This is a genomic window from Bradyrhizobium quebecense (assembly GCF_013373795.3).
Classification (GTDB): domain Bacteria; phylum Pseudomonadota; class Alphaproteobacteria; order Rhizobiales; family Xanthobacteraceae; genus Bradyrhizobium; species Bradyrhizobium quebecense.
In genome coordinates this window covers 952813-978161 of record NZ_CP088022.1, presented here as the reverse complement: position 1 = coordinate 978161, position 25349 = coordinate 952813, and the positions used below count along the sequence as shown (strand labels likewise).

The 25349-nt window shown below is 64.3% G+C and carries 21 protein-coding genes and 1 pseudogene; 7 read left to right on the top strand and 15 right to left on the bottom strand.

The annotated features are described in order from the left end of the window. Positions 1 to 32: 32 nt before the first annotated feature. The 3 genes and pseudogenes from HU230_RS04645 (at position 33) to HU230_RS04635 (ending at position 3413) form a co-directional block, all read left to right on the top strand. Positions 33 to 1544 carry an ABC transporter substrate-binding protein gene (locus HU230_RS04645; RefSeq protein WP_176532710.1) on the top strand — a complete coding sequence of 504 codons (1512 nt, stop codon included), beginning with the start codon at positions 33 to 35 and terminating at the stop codon, positions 1542 to 1544. Between the two features lie 31 nt (positions 1545 to 1575). Next, a pseudogene (locus tag HU230_RS04640) lies at positions 1576 to 2518 on the top strand (ABC transporter permease). A gap of 4 nt (positions 2519 to 2522) precedes the next feature. Next, positions 2523 to 3413, top strand: a complete 891-nt coding sequence (locus tag HU230_RS04635; protein ID WP_176532711.1) for an ABC transporter permease — start codon at positions 2523 to 2525, stop codon at positions 3411 to 3413. 208 nt (positions 3414 to 3621) lie between these two features. Here HU230_RS04635 and cnbZ read toward each other — a convergent pair whose 3' ends face one another. From cnbZ to HU230_RS04605, 6 genes are all read right to left on the bottom strand, one after another. Further along, entirely contained in the window at positions 3622 to 4365 is a 744-nt protein-coding gene (gene cnbZ, locus HU230_RS04630) for a 2-amino-5-chloromuconate deaminase CnbZ (protein ID WP_176532712.1), read from the bottom strand. A 190-nt stretch (positions 4366 to 4555) separates the two neighbouring features. Next, a complete protein-coding gene (locus tag HU230_RS04625; RefSeq protein ID WP_176532713.1) occupies positions 4556 to 7657 on the bottom strand; it encodes a multidrug efflux RND transporter permease subunit in 3102 nt (1033 codons plus the stop codon). An 82-nt stretch (positions 7658 to 7739) separates the two neighbouring features. Continuing rightward, positions 7740 to 8933, bottom strand: coding sequence for an efflux RND transporter periplasmic adaptor subunit (locus tag HU230_RS04620; protein ID WP_176532714.1), 1194 nt, complete (start codon positions 8931 to 8933; stop codon positions 7740 to 7742). Position 8934: 1 nt separating this feature from the next. Then, a complete protein-coding gene (locus HU230_RS04615) occupies positions 8935 to 9636 on the bottom strand; it encodes a TetR/AcrR family transcriptional regulator (RefSeq protein WP_173641598.1) in 702 nt (233 codons plus the stop codon). Positions 9637 to 9700: 64 nt separating this feature from the next. Then, positions 9701 to 10291, bottom strand: a complete 591-nt coding sequence (locus HU230_RS04610) for a thiamine pyrophosphate-dependent enzyme (RefSeq protein WP_176532715.1) — start codon at positions 10289 to 10291, stop codon at positions 9701 to 9703. Next, the gene (locus tag HU230_RS04605; protein ID WP_176532716.1) at positions 10288 to 10821 is read right to left on the bottom strand and encodes a thiamine pyrophosphate-binding protein; all 534 of its coding nucleotides are present in this window, start codon (positions 10819 to 10821) and stop codon (positions 10288 to 10290) included. The genes HU230_RS04610 and HU230_RS04605 overlap by 4 nt, the downstream gene beginning before the upstream one ends. A gap of 205 nt (positions 10822 to 11026) precedes the next feature. Here HU230_RS04605 and HU230_RS04600 point away from each other — a divergent pair, with 205 nt between their 5' ends. Together HU230_RS04600 and rocD are read left to right on the top strand one after the other, a co-directional pair. Further along, a complete protein-coding gene (locus HU230_RS04600; protein ID WP_176532717.1) occupies positions 11027 to 12250 on the top strand; it encodes a cytochrome P450 in 1224 nt (407 codons plus the stop codon). A gap of 118 nt (positions 12251 to 12368) precedes the next feature. After that, complete coding sequence (gene rocD, locus HU230_RS04595) at positions 12369 to 13583, top strand: ornithine--oxo-acid transaminase (protein ID WP_176535144.1); 1215 nt, start codon at positions 12369 to 12371, stop codon at positions 13581 to 13583. A 545-nt stretch (positions 13584 to 14128) separates the two neighbouring features. Here rocD and HU230_RS04590 read toward each other — a convergent pair. Then, positions 14129 to 14329 (bottom strand): hypothetical protein, encoded by a 201-nt coding sequence (locus HU230_RS04590; RefSeq protein WP_224942989.1) that lies wholly within the window; start codon positions 14327 to 14329, stop codon positions 14129 to 14131. Positions 14330 to 14359: 30 nt separating this feature from the next. On the opposite strand from HU230_RS04590, the gene HU230_RS04585 reads away from it, so the two are divergent. Both HU230_RS04585 and HU230_RS04580 read left to right on the top strand, forming a co-directional pair. Then, positions 14360 to 15541: a Spy/CpxP family protein refolding chaperone gene (locus HU230_RS04585; protein WP_224942986.1), complete on the top strand. Its 1182-nt coding sequence runs from the start codon at positions 14360 to 14362 to the stop codon at positions 15539 to 15541. Positions 15542 to 15681: 140 nt separating this feature from the next. Further along, positions 15682 to 16359, top strand: coding sequence for a potassium channel family protein (locus tag HU230_RS04580; RefSeq protein WP_224942983.1), 678 nt, complete (start codon positions 15682 to 15684; stop codon positions 16357 to 16359). Between the two features lie 86 nt (positions 16360 to 16445). On the opposite strand, the gene HU230_RS04575 is transcribed toward HU230_RS04580, so the two are convergent. The 8 genes from HU230_RS04575 to HU230_RS04540 form a co-directional block, all read right to left on the bottom strand. Next, positions 16446 to 17591, bottom strand: coding sequence for an alpha-hydroxy acid oxidase (locus HU230_RS04575; RefSeq protein ID WP_176532719.1), 1146 nt, complete (start codon positions 17589 to 17591; stop codon positions 16446 to 16448). A 112-nt stretch (positions 17592 to 17703) separates the two neighbouring features. Continuing rightward, the gene (locus tag HU230_RS04570) at positions 17704 to 18567 is read right to left on the bottom strand and encodes a sugar phosphate isomerase/epimerase family protein (RefSeq protein WP_176532720.1); all 864 of its coding nucleotides are present in this window, start codon (positions 18565 to 18567) and stop codon (positions 17704 to 17706) included. Continuing rightward, the gene (locus HU230_RS04565; RefSeq protein ID WP_176532721.1) at positions 18567 to 19760 is read right to left on the bottom strand and encodes a dihydrodipicolinate synthase family protein; all 1194 of its coding nucleotides are present in this window, start codon (positions 19758 to 19760) and stop codon (positions 18567 to 18569) included. The genes HU230_RS04570 and HU230_RS04565 overlap by 1 nt, the downstream gene beginning before the upstream one ends. Before the next feature lie 14 nt (positions 19761 to 19774). Next, a complete protein-coding gene (locus HU230_RS04560) occupies positions 19775 to 20926 on the bottom strand; it encodes a Gfo/Idh/MocA family protein (RefSeq protein WP_176532722.1) in 1152 nt (383 codons plus the stop codon). Continuing rightward, positions 20923 to 22329 carry an enolase-like domain-containing protein gene (locus HU230_RS04555; RefSeq protein WP_176532723.1) on the bottom strand — a complete coding sequence of 469 codons (1407 nt, stop codon included), beginning with the start codon at positions 22327 to 22329 and terminating at the stop codon, positions 20923 to 20925. Before HU230_RS04555 ends, HU230_RS04560 begins: the two co-directional genes overlap by 4 nt. A gap of 14 nt (positions 22330 to 22343) precedes the next feature. After that, positions 22344 to 23189, bottom strand: a complete 846-nt coding sequence (locus tag HU230_RS04550; RefSeq protein ID WP_176532724.1) for an ABC transporter ATP-binding protein — start codon at positions 23187 to 23189, stop codon at positions 22344 to 22346. A gap of 3 nt (positions 23190 to 23192) precedes the next feature. Further along, positions 23193 to 24191 carry an ABC transporter substrate-binding protein gene (locus tag HU230_RS04545; protein WP_176532725.1) on the bottom strand — a complete coding sequence of 333 codons (999 nt, stop codon included), beginning with the start codon at positions 24189 to 24191 and terminating at the stop codon, positions 23193 to 23195. 59 nt (positions 24192 to 24250) lie between these two features. Beyond that, on the bottom strand, positions 24251 to 25060 hold the full coding sequence (locus HU230_RS04540) for an ABC transporter permease (protein WP_092124973.1): 810 nt from the start codon (positions 25058 to 25060) through the stop codon (positions 24251 to 24253). Positions 25061 to 25349 lie beyond the last annotated feature (289 nt).

Here is a 25349-nt window from a genome sequence, read left to right as displayed (position 1 = left end):
GAACAAATGCGCAGGGGATTAAGGGGTTGGCGATGAGATTTTGGCGCTTGGCGGTCCTGATGGCAGCACTCGTGACCTGGTGCGGAACGAGCGCGCGTGCCGAGACCACACTTCGCATCGGGCTCGCCGAGGATCCCGACATCCTCGATCCTTCAATCGGACGCACCTATGTCGGCCGCATCGTCTTTTCGGCCTTCTGCGACAAGCTGTTCGACATTGACGAGAAGCTGAATATCGTTCCGCAACTCGCGCTGTCCTACGAGAACTCGGCTGACGGCAAGGAGATGACGATCAAGCTCCGTCCGGGCGTCAAGTTCCACGACGGTGAGCCGTTCGACGCCGAAGCCGCCAAATTCTCGCTGGAGCGCCATCTGACGCTGCCGACCTCGTTTCGCAAACCGGAACTGGCCGCGCTCGACCATGTCGACGTCGTCGATCCCCTGACTATCAAACTGGTACTCAAGACGCCCTACTCGCCGCTGATCGCCCAGTTGACCGACCGCGCCGGCATGATGGTCTCGCCGAAGGCGGTCAAGGAGGCGGGCGACAAATTCGGGCTGCATCCGGTCTGCGCCGGTCCCTACAAGTTCGTCGAACGCGTGCAGCAGGACCGCATGGTGTTCGAGAAATTTGCCGATTACTGGAACAAGGACAACGTCTTCATCGATCGCATCGTGTTCCTTCCTATCGTCGACGCCACGGTGCGGCTCGCCAATCTGAAATCCGGCGGGCTCGATCTGATCGAGCGCGTGCTCGCAACCGACATCAAGGACGTCCGCGCCGACAAGCGGCTGGTGCTGTCGACCGCCCCCGAACTCGGCTATCTCGGCCTCACCATCAACATCGGCAACGACAAGAGCAAGGGGTCGCTCAGCCAGTCGGAAAAAGTGCGCCAGGCGCTCGACCTGTCAATCGATCGCGAGGCGCTCAACCAGGTCGTCTTCAACGGCGAATTCACGCCGGGCAATCAATGGGTCAGCCCGGTACATCCTTACTATCAGAAGGCGTTTCCGGTTCGGGGACGCGATATTGCCAAGGCCAAGGCGCTGCTGAAGGAGGCCGGCGTCACGCTGCCCGTCGCCATCGACTACATGGTCCCCAAAGGGGCCGAGAACGAAGCCGTGGCCCAGGTCGTGCAGTCGATGGCGGCCGAAGCGGGCTTCGACATCAAGATCCGCGTGGTCGAATTTGCGACGACTTTCAAGCAAGCCCAAGCCGGCGAATTTCAGGTGTTTCAGATCAACTGGAGCGGCCGGATCGATCCTGACGGCAATTCCTATGTCTTCCTGCACACCAAGGCGCCGCAGAACGACGGCGGCTATTCCAACGCGGAAGCTGACAGACTGATGGAAGATGCGCGGCTGATCAACGACCCTGTCCAGCGCAAGGCGATCTACGAGAAGATGACCAAGATCGTGCTCAATGACGAGCCGATCATCTACATCTATCACCGCACACTCCTGATCGCGCACACCACCAAGGTCGAGGGTTACCGGCAGATGCCGGATGGATTGGTGCGCGTGGTCGGGCTGAAATTGAAATGATCGCCACAGCGCAGGGCACGCGGGGCTGCCGATGCTGAACTTCCTCGCCAAACGGCTGGGTCAGCTGATCCCGACGCTGTTCTTCGTCTCGCTCCTGATCTTCTCGCTGCAACATTTGCTGCCCGGCGATCCGGCACTTGTGATGGCCGGCGAGGAGCGCGATCCGCGCCGTCATCGAACAGATCCGCCAGCAGTACCACCTGGATCGATCGATCCCGGTGCAATATGCCTATTGGGTCAAGGGCGTGCTGATGGGCGACTTCGGCGAGTCCCTGCGCAACAAGATGCCGGTGTCGAGCCTGATCGCGCAGAAGCTGCCGGTCACGATGCAAATCGCCAGCATGGCGATCGTGGTCGCCTTCCTGATCGGCATTCCTGCCGGCATCATCTCGGCGGTGAAGAAAGGCACCGCCTGGGATTACGGCGCCAATCTGTTCGCGCTATGGGGTATCTCGACGCCGAATTTCTGGCTCGGCATCATGCTGATCTTCCTGTTCTCCGTCGAACTTGGTTGGCTGCCGGCCTCCGGTTACGTGCCGCTGAGCGAAAACTGGCGCGCGAGCCTCGCCGCATCCGTCATGCCGGCCTTCGTGCTCGGCAATGCGATCGCCGCGATCCTGATGCGGCACACCCGAAGCGCGATGCTGCAGGTGCTCGAGAGCGACTATGTCCGCACCGCGCGCGCCAAGGGCCTGTCCGAGCGCACGGTGATCCTCAAGCATGCGATGCGCAACGCGCTGACGCCGATCATCACGCTCGGCGCGCTCGAGCTTGGCACGCTGCTGTCGGGTGCGGTTCTCACCGAGCAGATCTTCTCGATCCCGGGCTTCGGCAAGCTGATCGTCGATGCCGTGTTCAACCGCGACTATGCGGTCGTGCAGGGCGTGGTGCTGACCACGGCGACGATCTACATCACGCTCAACCTGATCGCCGACATCGCCTACATCCTCGTCAACCCGCGGCTGAGGGGCTGATCGGATGACCGACGCCGTGCTCATTACATCAGCTTCGCTTGCCGCCGCCGAGACGCTGGAGAGCCCGGCACGGCGCGCCGGGCGGCGGCTGATCCGGCGCAAGGGTGCCGTGCTCGGGCTCGCCGTGATCGCGCTCTTTGTTCTGCTCGCCGTCTTCGCGCCGCTGATCGTGCCCTATGATCCGATCGCGACGAGCTGGTCGCTGGTCCGCAAGGCGCCGTCGATGCAGCACTGGTTCGGCACCGATGAGCTCGGCCGCGACGTGCTCGTGCGCGTCGTGTTCGGCGCCCGTGCCTCGCTGCTTGCCGGCGTCATCTCGGTCAGCATCGCGCTTGCGATCGGCGTGCCGCTTGGACTGCTCGCCGGCTATCGCGGCGGCTTCATCGACGCGCTGATCAGCCGCATCACCGATGCGATGCTGGCCTGCCCGTTCCTGATCCTGGCGATCGCGCTCGCCGCCTTTCTCGGGCCGAGCCTCGGCAATGCGATGATCGCGATCGGCGTCTCGGCGACCCCGATCTTCATCCGCCTGACCCGCGGCCAGGTGATGAGCGTCAAGGTCGAGGACTATGTCGAGGCCGCGCGCGCCATGGGAAATCCGCGCTGGCGCATCGCGCTGGTTCACATCCTGCCCAACATCCTGCCGGCTCTCTTGGTGCAGGCCACGCTGTCGATCGCGGCCGCGATCATCGCCGAGGCCGCACTGTCCTTCCTCGGCCTCGGCCAGCAGCCGCCGGCACCGTCCTGGGGCAGCATGCTCAACGCCGCGCAGCGCTTCCTGACCAGCGCGCCATGGATGGCGGTCTGGCCGGGGCTTGCGATCTTCCTGGTCGTGCTGTCGTTCAACCTGGTCGGCGACGGCCTGCGCGACGCGCTCGATCCGAAGGCGCGGTGAGTATTGGTCGTCTGATTCAACTGTCAAACAGCTAGCTCGGTGTCATCACCCGCGCATGCGGGTGATCCAGTATTCCAGAGACGGCGGTGATTGAACCGATGGGCCGCGGCGTACTGGATCGCCCGGTCGAGCCGGGCGATGACGGTTGTGGATGGGATACAGCTTCGCATTCTCGCATCGCGTGCGCTCCTCGCAATGAGGGCGGAAGCTAAATCACCACTTCCCTTAGCACCCGCCGGCAATCCATCTCATATTCGAGATCGACCACCGGCGGACGGCAGAAGTGCCAGGTCAGGCCGGAGCGCGTCGCGCCGCGGCGGACCAGCTCGTCGACGATCACGGGATGGATGTCGTGCACGGTGTAGGCCTGCACCGCTGTCGTCTCCTCCCAGCCGAAGCTGAACTCAGCAAGACGGCGCTCCATCTCGCCGGTGGTGAAGCGGACCTTCTCCCGCCATGCGCCGGGGCTGAGATCGCGGTAGCAAACGATGCGGTCGGGGTAGCTGGCAGTGCCACTGCGGGCTTCGGCGCCACCCGCGATCACGAAGGACGGCGAGGTGCTCGCGCTCGGCCGCGTGAACGAGAACGCATGGAACGACGGCTCGGCCGGCGGATCGATCTCGGGACAGACATTGCTGCGCGCCACCGGATTGATGGTGCCGTCGAACAGGCCCCATTCGGCGAGCGTCTTGACGTAGTGCTGGTTGAAGGCGCGGAAGCCGTCCTCGGTAAAGGCGGCCGGCGAACGCAGTTCGCAGGCGCAGAACGAGGTCAGCGGTCGGCCGGCGTCCTTGATGTAGGCCGCAATGCGCGCAAGACCTTCCGCAAGCGGCACCAGGCGATCGAAGCGCACCCGCTCGATCTCATAGCGGGCGTTCGCCTGCGCACCGCTTGAATATTGGAACACGGCCGGAATGAACCGGTAATTGCCCGCCGCGAATTCGCTCGCCATGCCCGTTTCCTCCAGATCTTGTGAGGAGCATAGCGCTTTCGAGCGAATTGGTCTCCCGGTTCGGGTCAAGAAAACGCGTCAAGCCAAGCAGTGTTCGGCACGCCCATCGGCAAGGCGTTCGCGGGGCAAAGAAAAGGCGGCAGTGGCTTTCGCCAGTGCCGCCTTTCCTGCGAGCATGAGCTTGGAGGGCTCAGGTCGGTTTCAGTGCGCCGCCGCGGCCTTCGAGTTCGTAATCGGCGATCTGCTTGGCACGCTCGGACCGTGCCGCGGCCTGGTGGTCGGTCGCGATCACCGTGTAGACCATCGGCAGCACGAACAGCGTGAACAGCGTGCCGATCGTCATGCCGGTGACGACGACAAGCCCGATCGAGAAGCGGCTGGCGGCACCGGCGCCCGAGGCGGTGAGCAGCGGCAGCAGGCCGGTGACCATGGCCGCCGTCGTCATCAGAATCGGACGCAGACGAATCCGGGCCGACATCTCGATCGCCGAACGGCGGTCCAGTCCCTCCTTGAGCTGCAGTTCGTTGGCGAACTCCACCATCAGGATGCCGTGCTTGGTGATCAGTCCGACCAGCGTCAGCAGGCCGACCTGGGTGTAGATGTTCATGGTGGCGACGCCGAAGAACAGCGGGATCAAGGCGCCGACGATCGCCATCGGCACACTGATCATGATCACGAAGGGATCGCGCAAGCTCTCGAACTGCGCCGCCAGCACCAGGAAGATGATGATGATGGCGAACGCGAAGGTAACCAGCAGCTGGTTGCCTTCGTGGACGTACTGCCGGGAGTCGGCCAGGAAGTCGTAGCTGAAGCCGGACGGCAGCTTCTTGGCTTCACCCTGCAGGAACTCCACCGCCTGCCCCATCGAGACGCCGGGCATCGGCACGGCCTGGAAGGTCGACGAGTTGAGCTGGTTGTAGTGGGTCAGCGCGTTCGGATCGACGCCGGTCTCGACCGTAACCACGGTCGACAGCCGCACCAGCTGCCCGGTCGTGGTCGGGACGTAGTAGTTGTCGAACGATTCCGGTGCGAGCCGGCTGGCGCGCGGCACCTGCGGGATCACCTGATAGGAGCGTCCTTCGAGGTTGAAGCGGTTGACGTAGTTGCCGCCCAGCAGCGTCGCCAGCGCACCACCGATCGACTGCATGGTGATGCCGAGGTCGCTCGCCTTGGAGCGATCGACCTTCACCCGGACCACCGGCTGGTTGAAGTCGAGGTCACTGTCGGTGACGATGAACAGGCCGCTCTTGCGCGCAGCATCCTTCAGCTTGCTCATCTGGTCGAACACCTGCTGGAATCCGGCCGTCGAGGAGATCACCATCTGCACCGGCAGACCGCCGGGACCGCCGGGCAACGGCGGCAGGCTGAACGCGAATGCGCTGACGCCCTCGATCTTCGACAGCTCGGCCTGCACCAGCGGCTGCAGCGCCTGGGCCGAGCGCTTGCGCTCATCCCACGGCTTGAGCAGCATGCCGGCGAAGCCGCCCTGCGGACCGGTGATGCCGTTCAGGATGAACCGCAGGTCGGTCTCGGGGAACTTCTGGAACTCCTTGTCCATCTTGTCGCCGTAGAAATCGATGTAGTCGATGTTGGCGTATTTCGGCGCCTTGGTCACCGCGAACACGATGCCCTGGTCTTCCTGCGGCGCCAGCTCCTTCTGGATGTGCATATAGAGGAAGCCGACCAGACCGAGGATGGTCACGGCGAACAGCGCCGTGATCGGACGGTAGTCGAGCGAACGGTCGAGCTGGCGGCCATAGGCGCGGGTCAACGCGCCGAACACGCGATTGACCAGCCTGGCGAAACGCCCCTCTTCCGCGCTCTTCAGGAACACCGAGCACATCATCGGCGACAGCGTCAGCGCGATCACGCCCGACACGATCACCGAGCCGGCCAGCGTGAAGGCGAATTCGCGGAACAGCGTGCCGGTGACGCCGCCGAGGAAGCCGATCGGCGCGTACACCGCCGCGAGCGTGATCGTCATCGAGACGACCGGGCCCACGATCTCGCGCGCACCTTTCAGCGATGCCTGCACTGGTGGCAGGCCCTCCTCGAGATGTCGATGGATGTTCTCCACCACCACGATGGCGTCGTCGACCACGAGGCCGATCGCCAGCACCATCGCCAGCAGCGTCAGCAGGTTGAAGCTGAAGCCCGCAGCCAGCATCAGGATGCAGACGCCGATCAGCGACAGCGGAATGGTGACGACGGGGATGATCACCGACCGCAGCGAGGCCAGGAACAGGAAGATGACGACAACGACGATCAGGACCGCTTCGGTCAGCGTCTTCTCGACCTCGTCGATCGACGATTGGATGAACTTGGTGGAGTCGTAGGCCACCTTCATCTTCATCGATGGCGGCAGGTTGCGCTCGAGATCGGGGAACAGCGCGCGGACGCCCTTCACCAGGGTCAGCGGGTTGCCTTGCGGCGTCGCCTTGATGCCGATGAAGATCGCATGCTCGCCGTTGAAGGCGACGCTGGCATCCGTGCTCTGCGCCGCGAGCTCCACCGTCGCGATGTCCTCGATGCGCACAAAGCCGCCATCCTTCGCCTTCACGATCATTCGCTTGAACTGATCGATGTTCTGAAGGTCGGTATTGGCCGAGACGTTCGAGACGATGAAGAAGCCCTTGGTCTGGCCGGCGGCCGCCTGGAAGTTGTTGGCGGCGATCGCAGCCGCAACGTCGTTGGGCGACACGCCGCGTCCGGCCATCCGGTTCGGATCGAGCCAGACACGCATCGCAAAGGTTTGTCCGCCCAAAATGTCGGCCGAAGCGACGCCGTCGACCGTCGAGAGCACCGGCTGCACGACGCGGGTCAGATAGTCCGAGATCGCCGATCCGGTCAGCTCTTCGCTGGAGAAGCCGAGATACATCACGGCGATGGTGTCGCCGGTCGCCTTGCTCACGACGGGATCGAAGGCTTCCTTCGGGATCAGATATTTGACCGAGTTGACCTTGGCGAGCACCTCGGTCAGCGCCTGGTTCGGATCGTGATTGAGCTTGACGTAGACCTGGATCGTCGAGGTGCCGAGCACCGAGTTCGACGTCATGTAGTCGACGCCTTCAGCCGAAGCGACGGCCTGCTCGATCGGCGTGGTGATGAAGCCGTTGATCAGCTCGGGCGACGCGCCGGGATATGACGTCGTGATTGTCACGACGGTATTCGACAGGTTCGGATATTGCCGGATCGGCAGCACCATCGCCGCGCGCAAGCCGATCAAGAGGATCAGCAGGCTGACCACGACCGACAGCACCGGGCGCTTGATGAAAATATCAGTGAAGGCCATCGCCAACTCGATTCGTGTTGTCTGCCGGTTGCGGCAACATGTGGCGGAGGGCCAACCGGCCCTCCGGGTTTCATGATCGGGATTAGTAGCGCGGCGGCTCAGCCGGAACCGGCGGCTGCGGATCGTTCGAGATCGCAACAGCCATGCCCGATTGCAGCTTGATCTGGCCGACGGCCACGACCCTGTCCCCGGCCTTCAGGCCCTTGAGGATTTGGACGCGGCCTTCGACACGGTTGCCCGTCTTCACGAAGGTGCGGTCCGCGGTCAGGCTGGTCTTGCCGTCCTCACCCTTCTTCTCGGTGATCAGGAACACCGAGTCGCCGTACAGCGTGTAGTCGACGGCGGTTTCGGGAATGGTCACGACCGGCGGCTTCTCGGGCAGCACGATCGTGGTGGTCGCGAACATGCCGGGCTTGAGGATGCTTTCCGGATTCTGGATCGTCGCCTGCACCCGGATGTTGCGGGTCTCGGTCGCGATCTGCGGCTCGATGGTGGTGATCTTGCCCTCGAAGGTGCGGCCCGGATAGGCGTCGACCGCGACCCGCACGGCCTGGCCGACCTTGATCTGCGAGCTCTGCTTCTCGGTCACGGTCAGGTTGGCGTACAGCACCGACAAATCCGTCAGCGACACGATCTGCGTGCCGGCCGTCAGATACTGGCCGACTTCGACCTGGCGAACGCCGAGATCGCCTTCGAACGGCGCGCGCACCAGCTTCTGGGAGATCAGCGCTTCGGTCTTGGCGATGCCCGCCTTGGCCTGGTCGTAGGTCGCCTGCGCCGTATCGACGGTGGACTGCGGCCCGAACTGGCGCGACGCGAGCTGCTTGGCGCGGTCGAGCTGCTGCTCGCCCACGGTCGCCTGCGCCTTGAAGCTGGCGAGGTCGCCCTGCTCCGGTGCGTCGAACAACTGCACCAGCGGCGTGCCCGCCTTCACATGGCTGCCGGCGGTGAACAGGATCTCGGTGATGCGGCCCGGCACGTCGGTCGTGACATTGACCTGGTGCACGGCGACGAGATCGCCAACGGCGGTCAGCAGATTCGGAATCACCTCGGTCTTCGCCTCGGCGATCGAGACGTTCGACGGCGGCGGCTTATTGTTGGCGAAGAACTGCGCGATCATGTGGCTGCGGAAGGCGTTGAAGCCGACCAGCGCGCCGACCAGCAGGGCCAGCAACAGGCCTACGATGATGAACCAACGCACCAGGCGGACGGGGCGCTTGGCTTGCTTCTCCTTGAGCGGTTGCCCCGAGATGTGGCTTTCGGTCTGAATATTCATGTCATGCACTTTCTGCAGTTACCGACGGTCCTGCGCTCGGCGACGGCTGGCGGCCCAAATGAGTTGAAATTGCGGCTTCGGTAAGTCCGATGCCGCGAAGAATGAACTGACAAAGCTGCCGCTCGGCCGCGGCGGCATCCCCATAGGGGAGACAAGGTGTCGCAGGCAGCTGCGTCAGCGCGCCCATAAGCACGGTATGGTGCGCAAACCAGAACAGGTTGAGCGGCTCGTCGCCGATCCGCGTCGCTTCGCCGGCGGCGATCGCGCGCTCGAGCGAGGCGGCGAAAGTCGGACCGATCAGCTTGCCCACCTTGTCGTAGAGCAGGCGCGCAAACTCGCCGTCGTCGAGATGGCTCGTCACCATCAGCCGCATCCGTTGCGCCTCTTCCTGATCCGGCGCGTCGCGCAGCTGCATGAAGTGGCCGACCATGCCCTGCACCAGTTCGATCAGCGTCGCGGTGGAGGGCTCCTGGCCGAGCAGATGCGCGAGATCGGGATCCGCCTCGCACTCCTCGGCAAGGATTTCGGCGTAGAGCGCAGCCTTCGACGGGAAGTGCTTGAACAACAGCCCTTCCGAAATGGCAGCCGCGGCCGCCACGCTCTTTGTCGTGGTGCCGGCAAAGCCGTTGCGGGCGAAACACCGCTTTGCGGCGCTCAGGATCAACTGACGCCGCAAGTCACTCGTCATGCGTAAGGTAGACATTTGGGTCGTGAGTAATCACTCACTTTACCAAAAGTCAAGGTTCTATTGCACCGCGAAGGTCACTTTATATCGGAGTGTGTCCGATCGACCCTCTGATGCGGTTGACGATATAGGTGCCGTCGCGGCTGGACAGCACGCGCTCCAGATTGGCCCCGTCGATCTTCGCGCTGGCGAACCGTGGCCCCGCCGTAACATCTTGCAAAGACGACGCAAAAGCCTCGACCTCAGCCATCGTGCTGATCGCCCGGCTATCCGCGATTCCGCAGGCTTTGGCAACACCCACGAGATCGGCGGCCCCACCGGTATGGCTGGCCTGGCCGCCGGTCTCCCCATAAGCCTCGTTGTCGAGCACGATGATCGAGAGGTTTTTCGGCTGCTGCAGCGCGACTGTCGCCAAGCTCCCCATCCCCATCAGCATCTCGCCGTCACCGGTGATCACGACGACCGGCAGCGTCGGCTGGGCCAGCGCGAGGCCGAGCCCGATCATCACCGCGCCGCCCATGCCGCCCCAGAGATAGAAGTTGCGATCGTGGTCGCCGGCGGCGGCGATGTCATAGGTCGAGGCACCGAGGCCGCCGATGGCGAAGGCGCCCTTGCGATCCCTCAGCAGTTCGGAAACCACGGCGCGGCGGTCGAGGAGATTGGCTTTGCTCATTTGGTGAAGACCTTTGCCCCGATCAGGCGCTGCGACAGCAGCACGGCAGTTGGCGTGCAGGCGTTGTAGGCTTGCGCTGCGCCGGCCTCGACGACCTCGCGCACCTCGTCCGGACGCGATGCGCGCAGCACCTTGATCCCCGCCAATTCAAGAGTCCCTTGGGTGTTCGAGCCCATCGGCACCTGCCAGGGATTGAACTCGCCCCATTCGCCACGCATCGTCACCAGCGTGAGGAACGGCAAGCGGAAGATCTGCACCAGCGACAGCATGTTGATGCAGTTGCCGACCCCGCTCGACTGCATCAGCAGCACGCCGCGCTGGCCGCCGGCCCAGGCGCCCGCGAGCAGCGCCACGCCTTCCTCCTCGGTGGTCAGCGCAATGCCGCGCATCGAGGACGAACCCAGCACGCGCTCGATCAGCTCTGAATGCCCGGCGTCCGGCACATAGGGCACCTGGCGCACCTCGAAGCGTTGCAAGATCGAAAAGATCTCCTCGGGCCAGGAGGCCGCGGTGTCGGCTCGGGCATGCATCGGCGTTTCCGGTCTCTATTATTTAGCCGCGACTGTAGAGGGGCGCGCGCGCTTCATCAAAGTGCAAAACCGCATATGGCTCTGCGATTTACTCGCATCGCGCGGCGCGCGCCGCGCCATTCCCAGCACGCAAATTCTGTTGCGCCGCCGCCGCCTGCGGCTTACGATAGTTGCAAATGAAACTAATGTGGGTTGGATATCCGCCATGAACGGGCACGCGCGAGAGCTGGCTGACGGCTTCGACCTGGAAAAGCTGACGCCTGACTTCTACGCGAACCCCTACCCGACCTATCGCGCGCTGCGCGAGCACGCGCCGGTCAAGCGGCTGCCGAACGGCTGCTATTTTCTCACCCGGTACGACGACCTCATCGCCGCCTACAAGAACACCAAGACCTTCTCCTCCGACAAGAAGAAGGAGTTCTTGCCGAAATACGGCAACTCGCTGCTCTACGAGCACCACACGACCAGCCTCGTCTTCAACGACCCGCCGGCGCACACCCGCGTGCGGCGATTGATCATGGGCGCCTTGTCGCCGCGGGCGATCGCCGGCATGGAGCCGGACCTGATCGCGCTGGTCGACAGCCTGCTCGACCGGATCGCCGCGAAAGACCGCTTCGAGCTGATCGGCGACTTCGCCTCCGCAATCCCGGTCGAGGTGATCGGCAATCTGCTCGACGTGCCGCACGACGAGCGCGAGCCGCTGCGCGACTGGTCGCTGGCGATTTTGGGTGCGTTGGAGCCGGTGATCGCCAAGGACGCATTCGACCGCGGCAACGATGCGGTGAAGGATTTCCTCGCCTATCTCGAAACCCTGGTCGAAAGGCGCCGCGCCAAGCCGGGCAATCCCGAACGCGACGTGCTGACCCGGTTGATCCAGGGTGAGGACAATGGCGAGCGGCTGACCGCGAAGGAATTGCTGCACAACTGCATCTTTCTGCTCAACGCCGGCCACGAGACCACGACCAACCTGATCGGCAACGGGCTGGTGACGCTCACCCAACATCCCGAAGAGAAGCAGCGGCTGATCGGGCAGCCCGAGCTGATCAAGACCGCTGTCGAGGAGATGCTGCGCTACGAGAGCTCGAACCAGCTCGGCAACCGGATGATCGTGGAGGAGACCGAGCTCGGCGGCATCACGATGCCCCCCGGCACACTGGTCACGCTGTGCATCGGCGCCGCCAACCGCGACCCCGCGCAATTCCCCAACCCGGAAGGCTTCGACGTCGCACGCACGCCGAACCGCCACCTCGCCTTCGGGACCGGCGCGCATCAATGCGCCGGCATGGCGCTGGCGCGCCTCGAAGGCGCCATCGCGATCTCGCGCTTCCTGGCGCGCTTCCCGAACTACGCACTCGACGGCGCGCCGGTGCGCGGCGGCCGGGTGCGCTTCCGCGGCTTCCTCAGCGTGCCCTGCAGCATCAGCGCATGAATTGTCCCCTGCGAATTTGGTTGGCAAGTCCACTTCCCTGTGGAGGAACTGATACCCAAATCAACTGCAGGCACGGATTGATGTAATCTCTCGTGCGCTGCAGCGGGAGTGACGCATGATGAATGCATCGGTCACTGATTTCCTCGCAACCGAAGCGCAGTTCGGCACCCACAATTACGAGCCGATCGGGGTGGTGCTGTCCCGCGGCGAAGGCGTCTGGGTCTGGGACACCGATGGCAACCGGTACCTCGACTGTCTCTCCGCCTATTCGGCTGTGAGCCAGGGCCACTGTCATCCGAAGATCCTGGCAGCAATGATCGAGCAGGCGCATCGACTGACGCTGACCTCGCGTGCCTTCCACAACGACCAGCTCGCCCCCTTCTATCGCGAGCTCGCGGAGCTGACCGGGTCGCACAAGGTACTGCCGATGAACAGCGGCGCCGAGGCGGTGGAGAGCGCGATCAAGTCGGTGCGCAAATGGGCCTATGAGGTCAAGGGCGTGCCGGACGGGCAGGCCGAGATCATCGTCTGCGAAAATAATTTTCACGGACGCACGCTCGGCATCGTCGGCTTCTCGACCGACCCGGGATCCCGCGACCATTTCGGTCCGTTCGCGCCGGGCTTCAAAATCATCCCGTTCGGCGATGCCGCGGCGCTCGAGCAGGCGATCACGGCGAACACCGCGGCTTTCCTGGTCGAGCCGGTCCAGGGCGAGGCCGGCGTCATCATTCCCCCGCCCGGCTATTTCGCCCGCGTGCGCGAGCTGTGCACCGCGCTCAACGTGATGCTCGTGCTCGACGAGATCCAGACCGGGCTCGGCCGCACCGGCAAGCTGCTCGCCGAGCAGCACGAGGGCATAGAGGCCGACGTGACGCTGCTCGGCAAGGCGCTGTCGGGCGGCTTCTATCCGGTGTCGGCGGTGCTCTCCAACAACGCCGTGCTCGGCACGCTGCGGCCGGGCCAGCACGGCTCGACCTTCGGCGGCAACCCGCTTGCATGTGCGGTGGCACGCGCAGCGCTGCGCGTGCTCGTCGAGGAAGGGATGATCGAGAACGCGGCGCAACAGGGCGCGCGCTTTCTCGCCGGATTGCAGGACATCCGCGCCAACGTGATCCGCGAGGTGCGCGGGCGCGGGCTGATGCTGGCGATCGAATTACACCCGGAAGCCGGCGGTGCCCGCCGCTACTGCTCGGTGCTGCAGGCGCGTGGCATCCTCGCCAAGGACACCCACGAGCACACCATTCGCATCGCCCCGCCGCTGGTGATCACGGCCGATCAGGTCGACTGGGCGTTGGAGCGGATCGCGTCTGTCCTCACGCAGGATGTCTCATGACGGTTCCCTGCGTCGGAAGACCGCAGCGCCGGCCGTGGCCAACTAGAACGATTTCGACGTCTGCGCGTTGAAGCCTTGTGGGCAGGGATGGACAGAGAGCCATGCTCATGCGTCCCCGCGGTATTTGTTTTGCTGTGCTTTTGGTTGGTGCCTCGATGCTGTCGGCGAGCGGCGCTGCCGCCCAGCCACACAAGGTTGGAGCCCCCGGCGGGGCACGTCCAGCCGCGCCACCAGCAATGGCGCGTCCCGCGCCGACGGTACACGCCGCCCCGCCCGCAATAGCGAGACCGCCTGCAATGGCTCGGCCACCGGCGATGGCACGGCCGGCAGTACCCGCGTTCCATGCCCCGCAGCGACCGGCAATGGCGCCGCGCCCGGCACCGCATTTCGCCGCACCGTCGGTGCGCCAAGCCCCCCATATCGCTGCGCCGCGGATCGCAACGCATCGACCCGAATTCCGTCGTGGGGCCCCGCTGCAGCGTCAGGCTCCGCATATTGCCGCGCCATCACGCCCGAGCTTACCGTCGCGCTTGAGCGAGCGACCGTCACCGACGGATCGAGTTCAACAGCGCGCGCAGCAGCATCAGCAATTGATCCAGCAACGCCAGCAGGCGGCGCAGCAGCGGCAGCGTGACGCGCTCTCGCACCAGACCGCGGAGCGGCAGACCCGGATCGATCGCCTGCAGCAACGCGTGCAGCAATTGCAGTCGCAAAAGGTCGAAGGCGCACGCGCGCAACGCGTCCATGACCGCGCGCTGCAGGCGCAGAGCCGCCTGTTGCAGCGCGAGCAGCGCTCACAGCGAGCCGACCTTGCCCGTCAGCAGCGATTGGCGCCGGCAACAACGGTTGGGTCCGCCGCAACAACGGTTGGGGCCGCCGCCGCGACCACGGCCGCGACGCAGGCGGCCCAGCGCGAGCGATTTGCCGCACGCTTCCGCGACCAGACAGGTGCGCAAAGCCAGGCGGCGCTTGCGGTGCGCCAAGGCGGCTGGGCGCCCCGGAATGCCTGGCGACGCGGCCACCGCGCGGCGTTCGTGGCGTGGCTTGGCCCGGTGTTCCTGCCTTACGCCTATTCGGACATCTTTGACTACACGTTCTGGTCCTATGCCTACGAGCCCGGCTATTGGGCCTACGCCTATGACGACTTCGTGGACACCGTGTTCTGGGACACCAACAGTCCCTACTCCGCCTATGCCAGCATCAACCCTGGCGACTATCCGGCCACCGCAGGCCGCGATCGGTCCCGTCAACGCGCCGATACGAGTCCGCAGGCAATCAAGCAGTTATGCGGAGAGCCGGACAAGGGCGTCACAGCCTGGCCGCTTGCCGACATCACGCGGGCGGTACGGCCGAACCAGCAGCAGCGCGCGCTACTCGACGAGTTGAAGACATCAGCGGCGAAGGCAGCCGATATCTTCAAGGATTCCTGCGCGGACAGCTATGCCATGACGCCAACCGGCCGCTTGCGGTCGATGCAAAACCGCATCAGCGCGACGCTCGAGACGATCAAGATCGTGCGGCCGGCCCTGGAGAATTTCTACAGCTCGCTCAGCGACGAGCAACAGGCCCGCTTCAATGCGCTCGGTCCACATGTCGGCGAGCGGTCGCCGCAACAGCAAACGACCGCGCAATCCGGGAATTGCGGCGATTCGAAATCCGACATGGCCCAACTGCCGATCAACAGGATCGAGGCCTCGCTTCATCCGGCGGGCAAGCAGAAGGAAGCGCTCGACCGCCTGAGCGATGCGACCAAAAAAGCTATAGCGGACCTGCAGGCAGCCTGCCCGAACGACGTGCCGCTGACGCCAGTCGGCCGGCTGGAGGCGATGCAGCACCGGCTCGAGGCCATGCAGAAGGCCGCGAATTTGATCGAGCCTGCACTGGACAAGTTCTATGCCATGCTGAGCAGCGAGCAGAAGGCCCGCTTCAACACGCTGCAGCAGGTCGCGAGCCCCTGAGACGGCCGGCCGGCGATCTGGATCGCCGGGCGCGCCGGATGTCGGTCCCCATCTTGCCTTTGCGGCCGCCGCGCAGCAATGTCTGGCACCAGCATGCTGATGCGATGCCGAATGACGGGGCGGGAATGAAGCGCGGTTGGATGAGGACTGGCGAGCTACGCGAACGCTGGGGCGATTCCTTGCTGACCGTGCTCACCATCCTGATCCTTGTGATGATGTTCGTGGTGGCGCCCCTGCAGGCGCTCGGCCTGTTCGAATTCCAGATTTTCGAGCTGTTTCTCGCGCTGTTCCTGGTCGGCGGCGTATTCCTGATGTCGGGCAGCGCAATTGCGGTCACCGCGATGCTGGTTGCACTCGCCATGATCGTCACGGGCGGGATCTTGCGGCTGCGCTCGCCCTCGATCCTCGACCTCAATCTGTTCGCGGGCTCGTGGCTGATCGTCGGCATCACCCTGGCCGTGACGGTGGCTCGTGCGACATTTGCGCCGGGCCGCGTGACCTATCATCGCGTGATCGGCGCCGTCTTGCTCTATCTCTCCGTTGCCGTGATCTTCTCGGCACTCTACACCTTCATCGGCACGCTGCTGCCGAAGGCCTTTTCCGGGATGAAGATGGAGGACAGCCCCGCGCTGGCGAACGAGCTGATCTATTTCAGCTTCATGACGCTGACGACCACGGGCTATGGCGACGTCGCTCCGCTGCATCCGATCGCACGCAGCCTATGCAATCTCGAGGCGATCTTCGGCCAGCTCTATCCCGCAACGCTGCTGGCGCGGCTCGTGACGCTGGAGATCACGCACAGCGATCAGGATTCCTAGAGCGCAGCGGCGCTGACGGGATCGACCAAATTTGCTGCATGGCATCTCTTTACCAGGCCTGCGAGCCGATGTGGCCGGCCGGGCGGCTATCTGAACCGCAAGTTTGCGCGGGAGAGCTGGCTGATCGAGGAACATCCCATCAGCCGCATGTCCCGCACCAGCTCCGCCTGCAGCAGACCAAGCGCCCGCTCGACTCCGGCCTGGCCGGCCGATGCCAGCGGATAGAGATAGAAGCGTCCAAGGCCGACGGCCTTGGCGCCGAGCGACAGCGCCTTCAGCACATGGCTGCCCCGCTTGATGCCGCCGTCCATCATCACATCGATCCGGTCGCCCACGGCATCGACGATCTCGGCCAGCTGATCGAACGCCGCCCGCGAGCCGTCGAGCTGCCGGCCGCCGTGATTGGACAGAATGATGCCGGTGCAGCCGATCTCGACCGCGCGTTTGGCATCATCAACCGACATGACGCCCTTCAGGCAGAACTGGCCATTCCACTGCCGGACCATTTGCGCGACGTCGTCCCAAGTCATCGCCGGATCGAGCATTTCCGTGAAATAACGCCCGATCGACATCGCACCGCCGCTCATATCGACATGCTCGTCGAGCTGCGGCAGCTTGAAGCTCTCATGGGTGACGTAGTTGATGGCCCATGCCGGCTTGATGGCGAATTGCAGCATGCCGCCGAGCGTGAGCCTGAAAGGAATCGAAAACCCGGTCCTCAGGTCACGCTCACGGTTGCCGCCGGTGATGCTGTCGACCGTCAACATCATCACGTCGACGCCGGCCTGCTTGGCGCGCTGCATCATCGCCGTGTTCAGGCCTCGGTCCCGGTGAAAATAGAACTGATAGACCTGCGGCGTAGCGTAGGCCTTGCGCAATTCCTCCAGGCTCACGGTACCGAGCGAGGACACGCCAAACATCGTCCCGTATTTCGCCGCGGCGGCAGCGACGGCCCGTTCGCCCTGATGATGAAACAGACGCTGCAGCGCGGTTGGCGAACAATAGAATGGCGTTGCCAGCTTCTGGCCCATCACGGTGACCGAGAGATCGACGTTCTCCACGCCGCGCAGGACATTGGGCACCAGATCGCAACGCTCGAAGCTCGCGGTGTTCTGCCGAAGCGTCGCCTCATCGTCCGCCCCCCCGTCGATGTAATCGAAGATCGGCCCCGGAAGCCGGCGCCTCGCCAGTTCGCGGAAGTCATGGAAATTGTGGCAATCGCTCAAGCGCATGTCGTGCTCCGAAGGTCCGGACCGCGGAGTTCAACGGCCTCCAGTGCCGTTCACACCGACAGCTCCGGAATAACGGGCGCGCTTCGCCTTGTCCACCGAACCGGTGGTTGGGTCAGACCACCGAGCGGTGCCGTTCGATGCAGGTCGTCAGGACCGCATCCATTGGCTTCGTCCACCAGTCATTCGAGAATACCTCGATCTCCGAATAGCCGGCGAAGCCCTGCGCTTCGACCATCGCGCGGACGGATTTGATGTCGATGACGCCATCGCCCATCATGCCGCGATCGTTGAGGATATCCTTGGTCGGCACCAGCCAGTCGCAGACGTGGAACGCGAGCAGGCGATCCTTGCCGGCGCGCGCGATCTGGCTCTTGAGTTCGGGATCCCACCAGATGTGATAGACGTCGAGCGCAACGCCGATCGCACCGGTGCGGCCGGGATCGAGCGCATCGCAGATGTCGAGCGCGTGCTTCGTGGTGTTCACACAGGCGCGGTCGGCGGCATAGGCCGGATGCAACGGTTCGATCGCGAGCGGCAGTTTAGCCTGTTTTGCATACTCCAGCATCTCGGCGATGCCGTCATGCACCTGCGACCGTGCCGCCGCGATATCCTTGGACGCAGCGCTGCCCGGCCGCGAATATTGCGGCAGGCCGCCGACCACGAGCACGATGCAGGGAGCGCCGAGCGCTGCCGCCTCGTCGACCGCCCGTCGGTTGTCGTCGCGCGCCTCGCTGCGATGCGCGCTGTCAGCCGTGAACATGCCGCCGCGGCAATAGCCTGAGAGATCGAGCCCGGCGTCCTTGATCGCGCGCACGGCACGATCGAGGCCGACGGCGGCAACCTGCTCGCGCCAGGGATCGATGGCGCGGATGCCGTGGCGTACGCAGGCCTCAATGATGGCGATGAGATCGCCCTGCTTGCGGACGGTCGCCGTGTTCAGCGACAGCCAGCGATGGTCGTTGGAAAAATCACGCATCAGGCGTCAACGCCCCGCGTGGCCATGATCGCCGCCATTCGGCGCGTCGCTAGCTCCGGATCGGCGAGCAGTCCCGCCCGGTCGGCGAGCCGGAACAACTCGCCGAGATGCAGGGTCGAGCGCGCGCTCTCCTGCCCGCCGACCATCGTGAAATGATCCTGGTGACCGTTGAGGTAAGCCATGAACACGATGCCGGTCTTGTAGAAGCGGGTCGGCGCCTTGAAGATGTGGCGCGACAGCGGCACCGTTGGCCCCAGCACGTCGTGGAAGCCGGCCTCGTCGCCGTCGGCCAACCGCGACAGCGCATAGGACGCCGCCGGCGCAATCGCGTCGAAGATTCCGAGCAGCGCGTGCGAAAATCCCTTGTCGTCGCCGGCGATCAGTTCGGCATAATTGAAGTCGTCGCCGGTGTACATCTTCACGCGCGGATCGAGCCGCCGCCGCATATCGATCTCGCGCTGCTTGTCGAGCAGCGAGACCTTGACGCCATCGACCTTGGCGACATTGGCGTTGATGATCGCAACCGCAATATCCATCGCCTCGTCGAGATCGGCCGTGCCCCAGTAGCCCGACAGAGCCGGATCGAACATGTCGCCGAGCCAGTGAATGATCACGGGCTCACGGACCTGCGACAGCACGCGATCATAGACCTCCGCGTAATCGTCCGCATTCCTGCCAAGTTTTGCCAGCGCGCGCGAGGCCATCAGGATGATGCGTCCCCCCGCTTTCTCGACCGCCGCGATCTGCTCCTCATAGGCGCGGATCACGTCGTCGATCGACCTGGCGTCCTCCACCGCGAGATGGTCGGTGCCGGCGCCGGAGAACACCAGCGCGTTGCCTTTTGCCTTCGCCGCTCTCACCGAGCGCTGGATCAATTCAAGGGAGGTCGCCCAATCGAGGCCCATGCCACGCTGGGCGGTATCCATCGCCTCGGCAACGCCAAGGCCGAGGTCCCAGACGTGCTCGCGGAACGCGATCGTCTTGTCCCAGTCGATCGCGGCCGTCAGCCAGGGATCGACGTCGGCGCGCGGATTGGCGACCACATGGGCGGCAGAGAACGCGACGCGGTTCAACGTGCCCTCGAGCTTCGCCGGAAACGTCCGCGACGCCGCCAGGCGATAGGTCTCGAGACCGCCATCGGCGGTCGGCAGCTTCAGCGACAGCGACGATATCGGCAGGACCGGCTTGTTCATGACAAAGCCCCTTCTCAGACCACGATCGGCGCGACGTCGATCCAGCGTCGCTCCTTCCAGCTCTTCAGCGCGCATTCGGCGAGCTGCACGCCCTTGGCGCCCTCGAGCAGCGTGTATTTGTAGGGCGCATCCTCGCAGACGTGGCGGATGAACATCTCCCACTGCTCCTTGAAGCCGTTGTCGTAGACGACGTTCTCGGGGAGCTTCTGCCAGTCGGCGTAGAAATCGTGCATGCGCTTCTCGTCCGGATTCCACACCGGCCGCGGCGTCGCCTGACGTGCCTGGATCATGCAGTCTGTCAGGCCCGCCACCGCCGAGCCATGGGTGCCGTCGACCTGGAAGGTGACGAGATCGTCGCGATAGACCCGCGTCACCCAGCTCATGTTGATATGGGCGATCACGCCGCCTTTCAACTTGAAGGTGGCGTAGGCGGAATCGTCGGCGGTCGCGTGGTACTGCTTCCCCTTCTCGTCATAGCGCTCGGGGATATCTGTCGTCCCGATGCAGATCACGCTCTCGACTTCGCCAAAGAGATTGTCGAGCACGTAGCGCCAGTGGCAGACCATATCCAGAATGATGCCGCCGCCATCCTCGGCGCGGTAGTTCCAGGACGGCCGTTGTGCCTCCTGCCAGCCTCCCTCGAACACCCAATAGCCGAATTCGCCGCGCACCGAGAGCATGCGGCCGAAGAAGCCGGAATCGCGCAGGAAGGCGAGCTTCTTCAGGCCGGGCAGGAATAGCTTGTCCTGCACCGTGCCGTGCTTGAGCCCCTTGGCATTGGCGAGCTTCACGACCGCAACGGCTTCTTCGAGATTGGTCGCGATCGGCTTCTCGCAATAGACATGCTTGCCGGCATTGATCGCCTTGGTCAGCAGCGAAGGCCGCGCCTGCGTCGTTGCTGCGTCGAAGAACACGGTGTCGTCTTTGTCGGCCAGCGCGCGATCGAGATCGGTGGCGTGGCGCTCGATGTTGAAGCGCTTGGCCAGGCTAGCGACCTTCTCGGCATCGCGGCCGACCAGGATCGGATCGGGCATGATGCGGTCGCCGTTCGCGAGCAGCACGCCGCCCTGCTCGCGGATCGCAACGATCGAGCGGATCAGATGTTGGTTGAGACCCATCCGGCCCGTAATACCGTTCATGATCAGGCCGAGGCGTTTGGTCGTCATGCTGTCTGCTCCTGCGAAACACGTTGTGTCGGCCGCTTGAGCGGCTGCATGGTGGACCAGTCCGGATGGATAGAACTGGCAAAGCCCGGCGCAGTGGCGATCGATCCGGTCAGGAGATCGCCGTCATGGATCGCGAGGCGGACCTTGCCGCCCGCGCGCCTGTAGAGATCCGGATGCGCGGTGAGGAAAGCCTCGGCCTCATCGGCCGGGGTGTCGGCAAAGCCGTCGACGTAATGATGTCCATTGCGTTCGGCATGGGTGACGCCGATCAGCGCCCCGAGCGCGAGATCCTGCTGCACGCCGAGCCCGGCCTGACAGGTCAGGTCCTCGCCGCTGATGAAATAGTGGTCGCCATCGACACTCCACGCCGCCGCGCGGGTCGCATTGATGATCGACTTGTAGATGCCCTTGCACGATTTCGAGGAGATGCCGCGATAGCCGAGCGCCCGCGCCTCCGGGAACGCATCGTAGGAATCGTCGGCCTCGTCGATGATGAAGCTGCGCGCGCCCAATGCCCCGAGCGGCGAGGCTTTGGTGATGTCGCGCGGCATCGGCTGCTCGATGTAGAGCAGGTTTGCCGCGATCGGTTCAAGCGCCGCATCGTGGTCGAGCCGGTCGACCAGCGCGCCCAGTGCGGCGAGGTCGGCATACTGCTCGTTGGCATCGAGCGTGACTTTAGTGGCGTAAGGCAGCCTTGCGAGCTCGCTGCCGATCCGCGCCAGCCGCGCCGCGTCATGGGCGGGATCGCCGTTCAGCTTGAGCTTGAAATAGCGCGCACCGGCATTCTCGCCTGCGTCGGCGACGCCGCCCTCGCCTTCAACCTTGTCGTCCATCCCGACCGTATGCCTGACGGCGACACGATCGAGCCGCTTGCGGGTCGCAACGAACCGCGCGACGGCCGCGTCGTCGAGATCGGGCGTCAGCCGTGCGTCGATGCCAGCGATATTGCCGGTCATGCCATCAAAGACGTTCGCGCCGGCCGCGCGCAACAGCGCATCCAGGATCGCCTTGTCGATCTCGGCCGGGCCAAAGCCGGCGGCGAGCGGTGGAATGTCCTCCGCAGCGCAGGCCGCAACCTGCGGGCCGATACACAAAGCATGCAACCCGAACGCGGTCTCAAAACTCCAGTTCGCCAGATAGAGCTCGCGGGCAATCGCAAGCGAACGGCGCAGGCCGTCGAGCGACTGCGCCTCGGTCAGATGCGGCCGCTTGTCGAACCATTTCGGCGCCAGCATTTCGGCGCTGGCGCCGGTGGCGCGGCCCTTGCCTTCCACCTCGATCTCGACCCGCACGAACAACTGCGTCGACGCGGTGATCGTCACGGCGCCGAAGCGGAACGGCCGGGCGAACACCAGCGGCCGTTCGAAGAAGGCGATATCGTTGACTTTGAGGCGAAGCGGCATTGGAGACTCGGGTGTTAGTCCAGCGACCCCTGCGTGAAGAAATGCTTCCGGATCCGTTGCACCAGCTCGGTGAAGACGGGATCGGACATCGTCTCGAGCGAGCGCGGCCGCGGCATCGGCACGTCATAGATCGCGGCGATCGCGCCGGGCCGCTCGGTCATGACAAGCACCCGGTCGGCGAGGAACACGGCCTCGGGAATCGAGTGCGTGATCAACAGCACGGTCTTGCCGGTCTCGCGCTGGATGCGCATCAGCTCGACATTCATCCGCTCGCGCGTCATGGCGTCGAGCGCGCCGAACGGCTCGTCCATCAGCATGATCTTCGGATCATGCACCAGCGCGCGGCAGATCGAGGCGCGTTGCTGCATGCCGCCGGACAGCTGCCAGGGTAGCTTCTTCTCGAAACCCTCGAGCCCGACCAGCTTCAGCAGCGCCTTGGCGCGGGCAAGATACTTGTCCCGCGGCAGCTGCTTCATGTCGATCGGCAGCATCACGTTGGAAAGGATGTTGCGCCACGGCAGCAGCAGGGCATTCTGGAACACGATGCCGACATTGCCGTGCGGCCTGGTCACGGGCTCGCCGTCGACCAGCACCTCACCCGTCGTCGGCGGCAACAAACCCGAAATCATCTTGAGCAGCGTGGACTTGCCGCAGCCGGAGGGCCCGACCACGACAAAGAACTCGCCGTCATTGATGGTGAAATCGAGTGGCCGCAGCGACGGCACGTCGCCGTCGCGCGAACGGTAGGTCTTCGATACGCCCGACAGCTTGATGCCCGGCGTGGCACCGGCCGCGCGGTCTGATACCAGGCGCAGATGCGCGGCGGGCTGCTCGGCAGCGCTCTTGATCGCCGATTTCATGGCTTATGAATTACCCTTCGGCAGATAGTCGTTGGTGTAGAACGCCTTCGGATTGGCCTTGGCCTTGGCGTCGAGGCCGCCATATTCGACCATCAGATTGACCGACTCCGTCATGTTCTGATCGGTGACCTGGAACGGCCGCTTGGTCTTGGTCTCCGACGTGCGATAGAGCGGGATCGTCAGCTCAAAACCCTGCGTCAGCGTGTCGATCTTGCCGCCCTTCGGGTTGGCGTCAAGGATCGACTGCGCGGCCGCCTTCGGCTCTTTCTCCGCGGCTTCCACCGCCTTGGTGGTCGCCGACATGAAGCGGCGGACGAGGTCGGCATTGGCCTTCACATAGTCCGAGTTCGCGATGATGCCCGACGACACCATGTTGATGCCGTAGTCGGCGAACTTGATCGGATAGACGTCCTTGCCGGTGGCATCCTTGATCTTCATCGACTGGTCCATGACGTAGCCGAGCAGCAGATCGGCCTGGCCGTTGATGACGGCGTTGAGCTTGGTCTGGCCGTCGCCGGCAACGGTCTGGAAGTCGCTTTCCCTCAGCCCGGTCTTCTTCAGGAACAGCGGCCAGATCTGCGTCATCGAATCCGCCGGCGTGATCGCGACCGTCTTGCCCTTGATGTCCTCCGGCTTCCTGATGTTCTTGTCGACGAAGCTCATCGCCGACATCGGGCTGGTCTGCAGCAGCACGCCGGTTGCGATGACAGGCGCGCCCTTCACCGCGGCGCGCATCATCGTGGGCACGTCGACATAGCCGAAATCGGCGGTCTTGGCCGCCACCGCCTGCGTGGTCGCGGCCGAGCCGCGGCCTTCCTGGATCTCGAGGTCGATGCCCTCAGTGGCATAGATGCCCTTGGCCTTGCCGTAATAGAACGGCGCGTGCTCGCCATAGACGTACCAGTTCAACATCAGCAAGACCTTGTCGGCCGCGGACACGGGCGCCACCGCAAGCGCGGTCCAGGCCAATGCGGCGCCGGCGACCGCAATCAAACGCTTCATGGTTGTTCTCCCTTTATGGTACCGCGGTCCTTGTGTGGGCCGCTTGTCCGGTTGCTGCGCTAGGACGCGAAGATGATGTCGTCGCGCTGGCTGACGTGCCAGGGGATCACCAGCCGCTCGATGCGGTCGACGATCCAGAACAGGATGACGCCGAGCAGCGCCAGGATCACCAGCGCGGCGAACATCGTCGGCAAATCGAAGGTGCCGATCGAGCGCTGCATCACGTAGCCGATGCCGGAATTGGAGCCGACGAACTCGCCCACCACCGCGCCGACCACGGCGAGCGTCACCGACACCTTCAGGCCGGAGAAGATCGCAGGCATCGCGTGCGGCAGGTTGACCGCGCAGAACACCTTGAAGCGGCTGCCTTGCATCGCGCGCGCCAGGTCGACCATGTCGGGATCGACCGACTTGAAGCCCTGCACCGCCGAGACCACGACGGGGAAGAAGCCGAGCAGGAATGCGGAAATCACCTTGGGGATGATGCCGAAGCCGAACCACACCACGAACAGCGGCGCGATCGCGATCTTCGGCACCGATTGGGAGAACACCAAGAGCGGATAGACGTAGCTCTCGACCGTCTTCGAGCCCGCGATCAGCATCGCTGTGGGAATGCCGAACAGTGCCGAGAGCAGGAAACCGCAGATCGTCGCATAGGTGGTCGGCCAGGACTGCCGCAGCAACTCCGGCCAGTCGCTCCACAGCACCGCGACGACGTCGCCGGGCGACGGGATCTGATAGGCCGGGATGTGGAACAGCCGGATCGCGAGGTCCCAGGCCACCACAATGACCACCAGGAACAGGAACGGACGTACCCACGCCGCATTCAGCACCTTCGACACGCCCGAAGGGCTTTTTGCCTCCGCCACGTCACGCTCCCTTCTAGTCTCTCTCGTTCGTGTAGAAATTAACCCGTTGGATAAATACTGTCCAGCCCCTGACGCGCGGCAAAATCACGCCGAAACACGCTACTTTCGTCAGGCGAGATTTTTGATGGTCGGTAGTCCGGATGAAGCCAACGGGTCGCGCGAACGCGCGCCCGATGGCTCCGTCCGGGCTACGGCGTCATTGCGAGCGGAGCGAAGCAATCCATTTCCTCCGCGTGTTGCGGCATGGATTGCTTCGTCGCTCTGCTCCTCGCAATGACGGTCGTGGCGA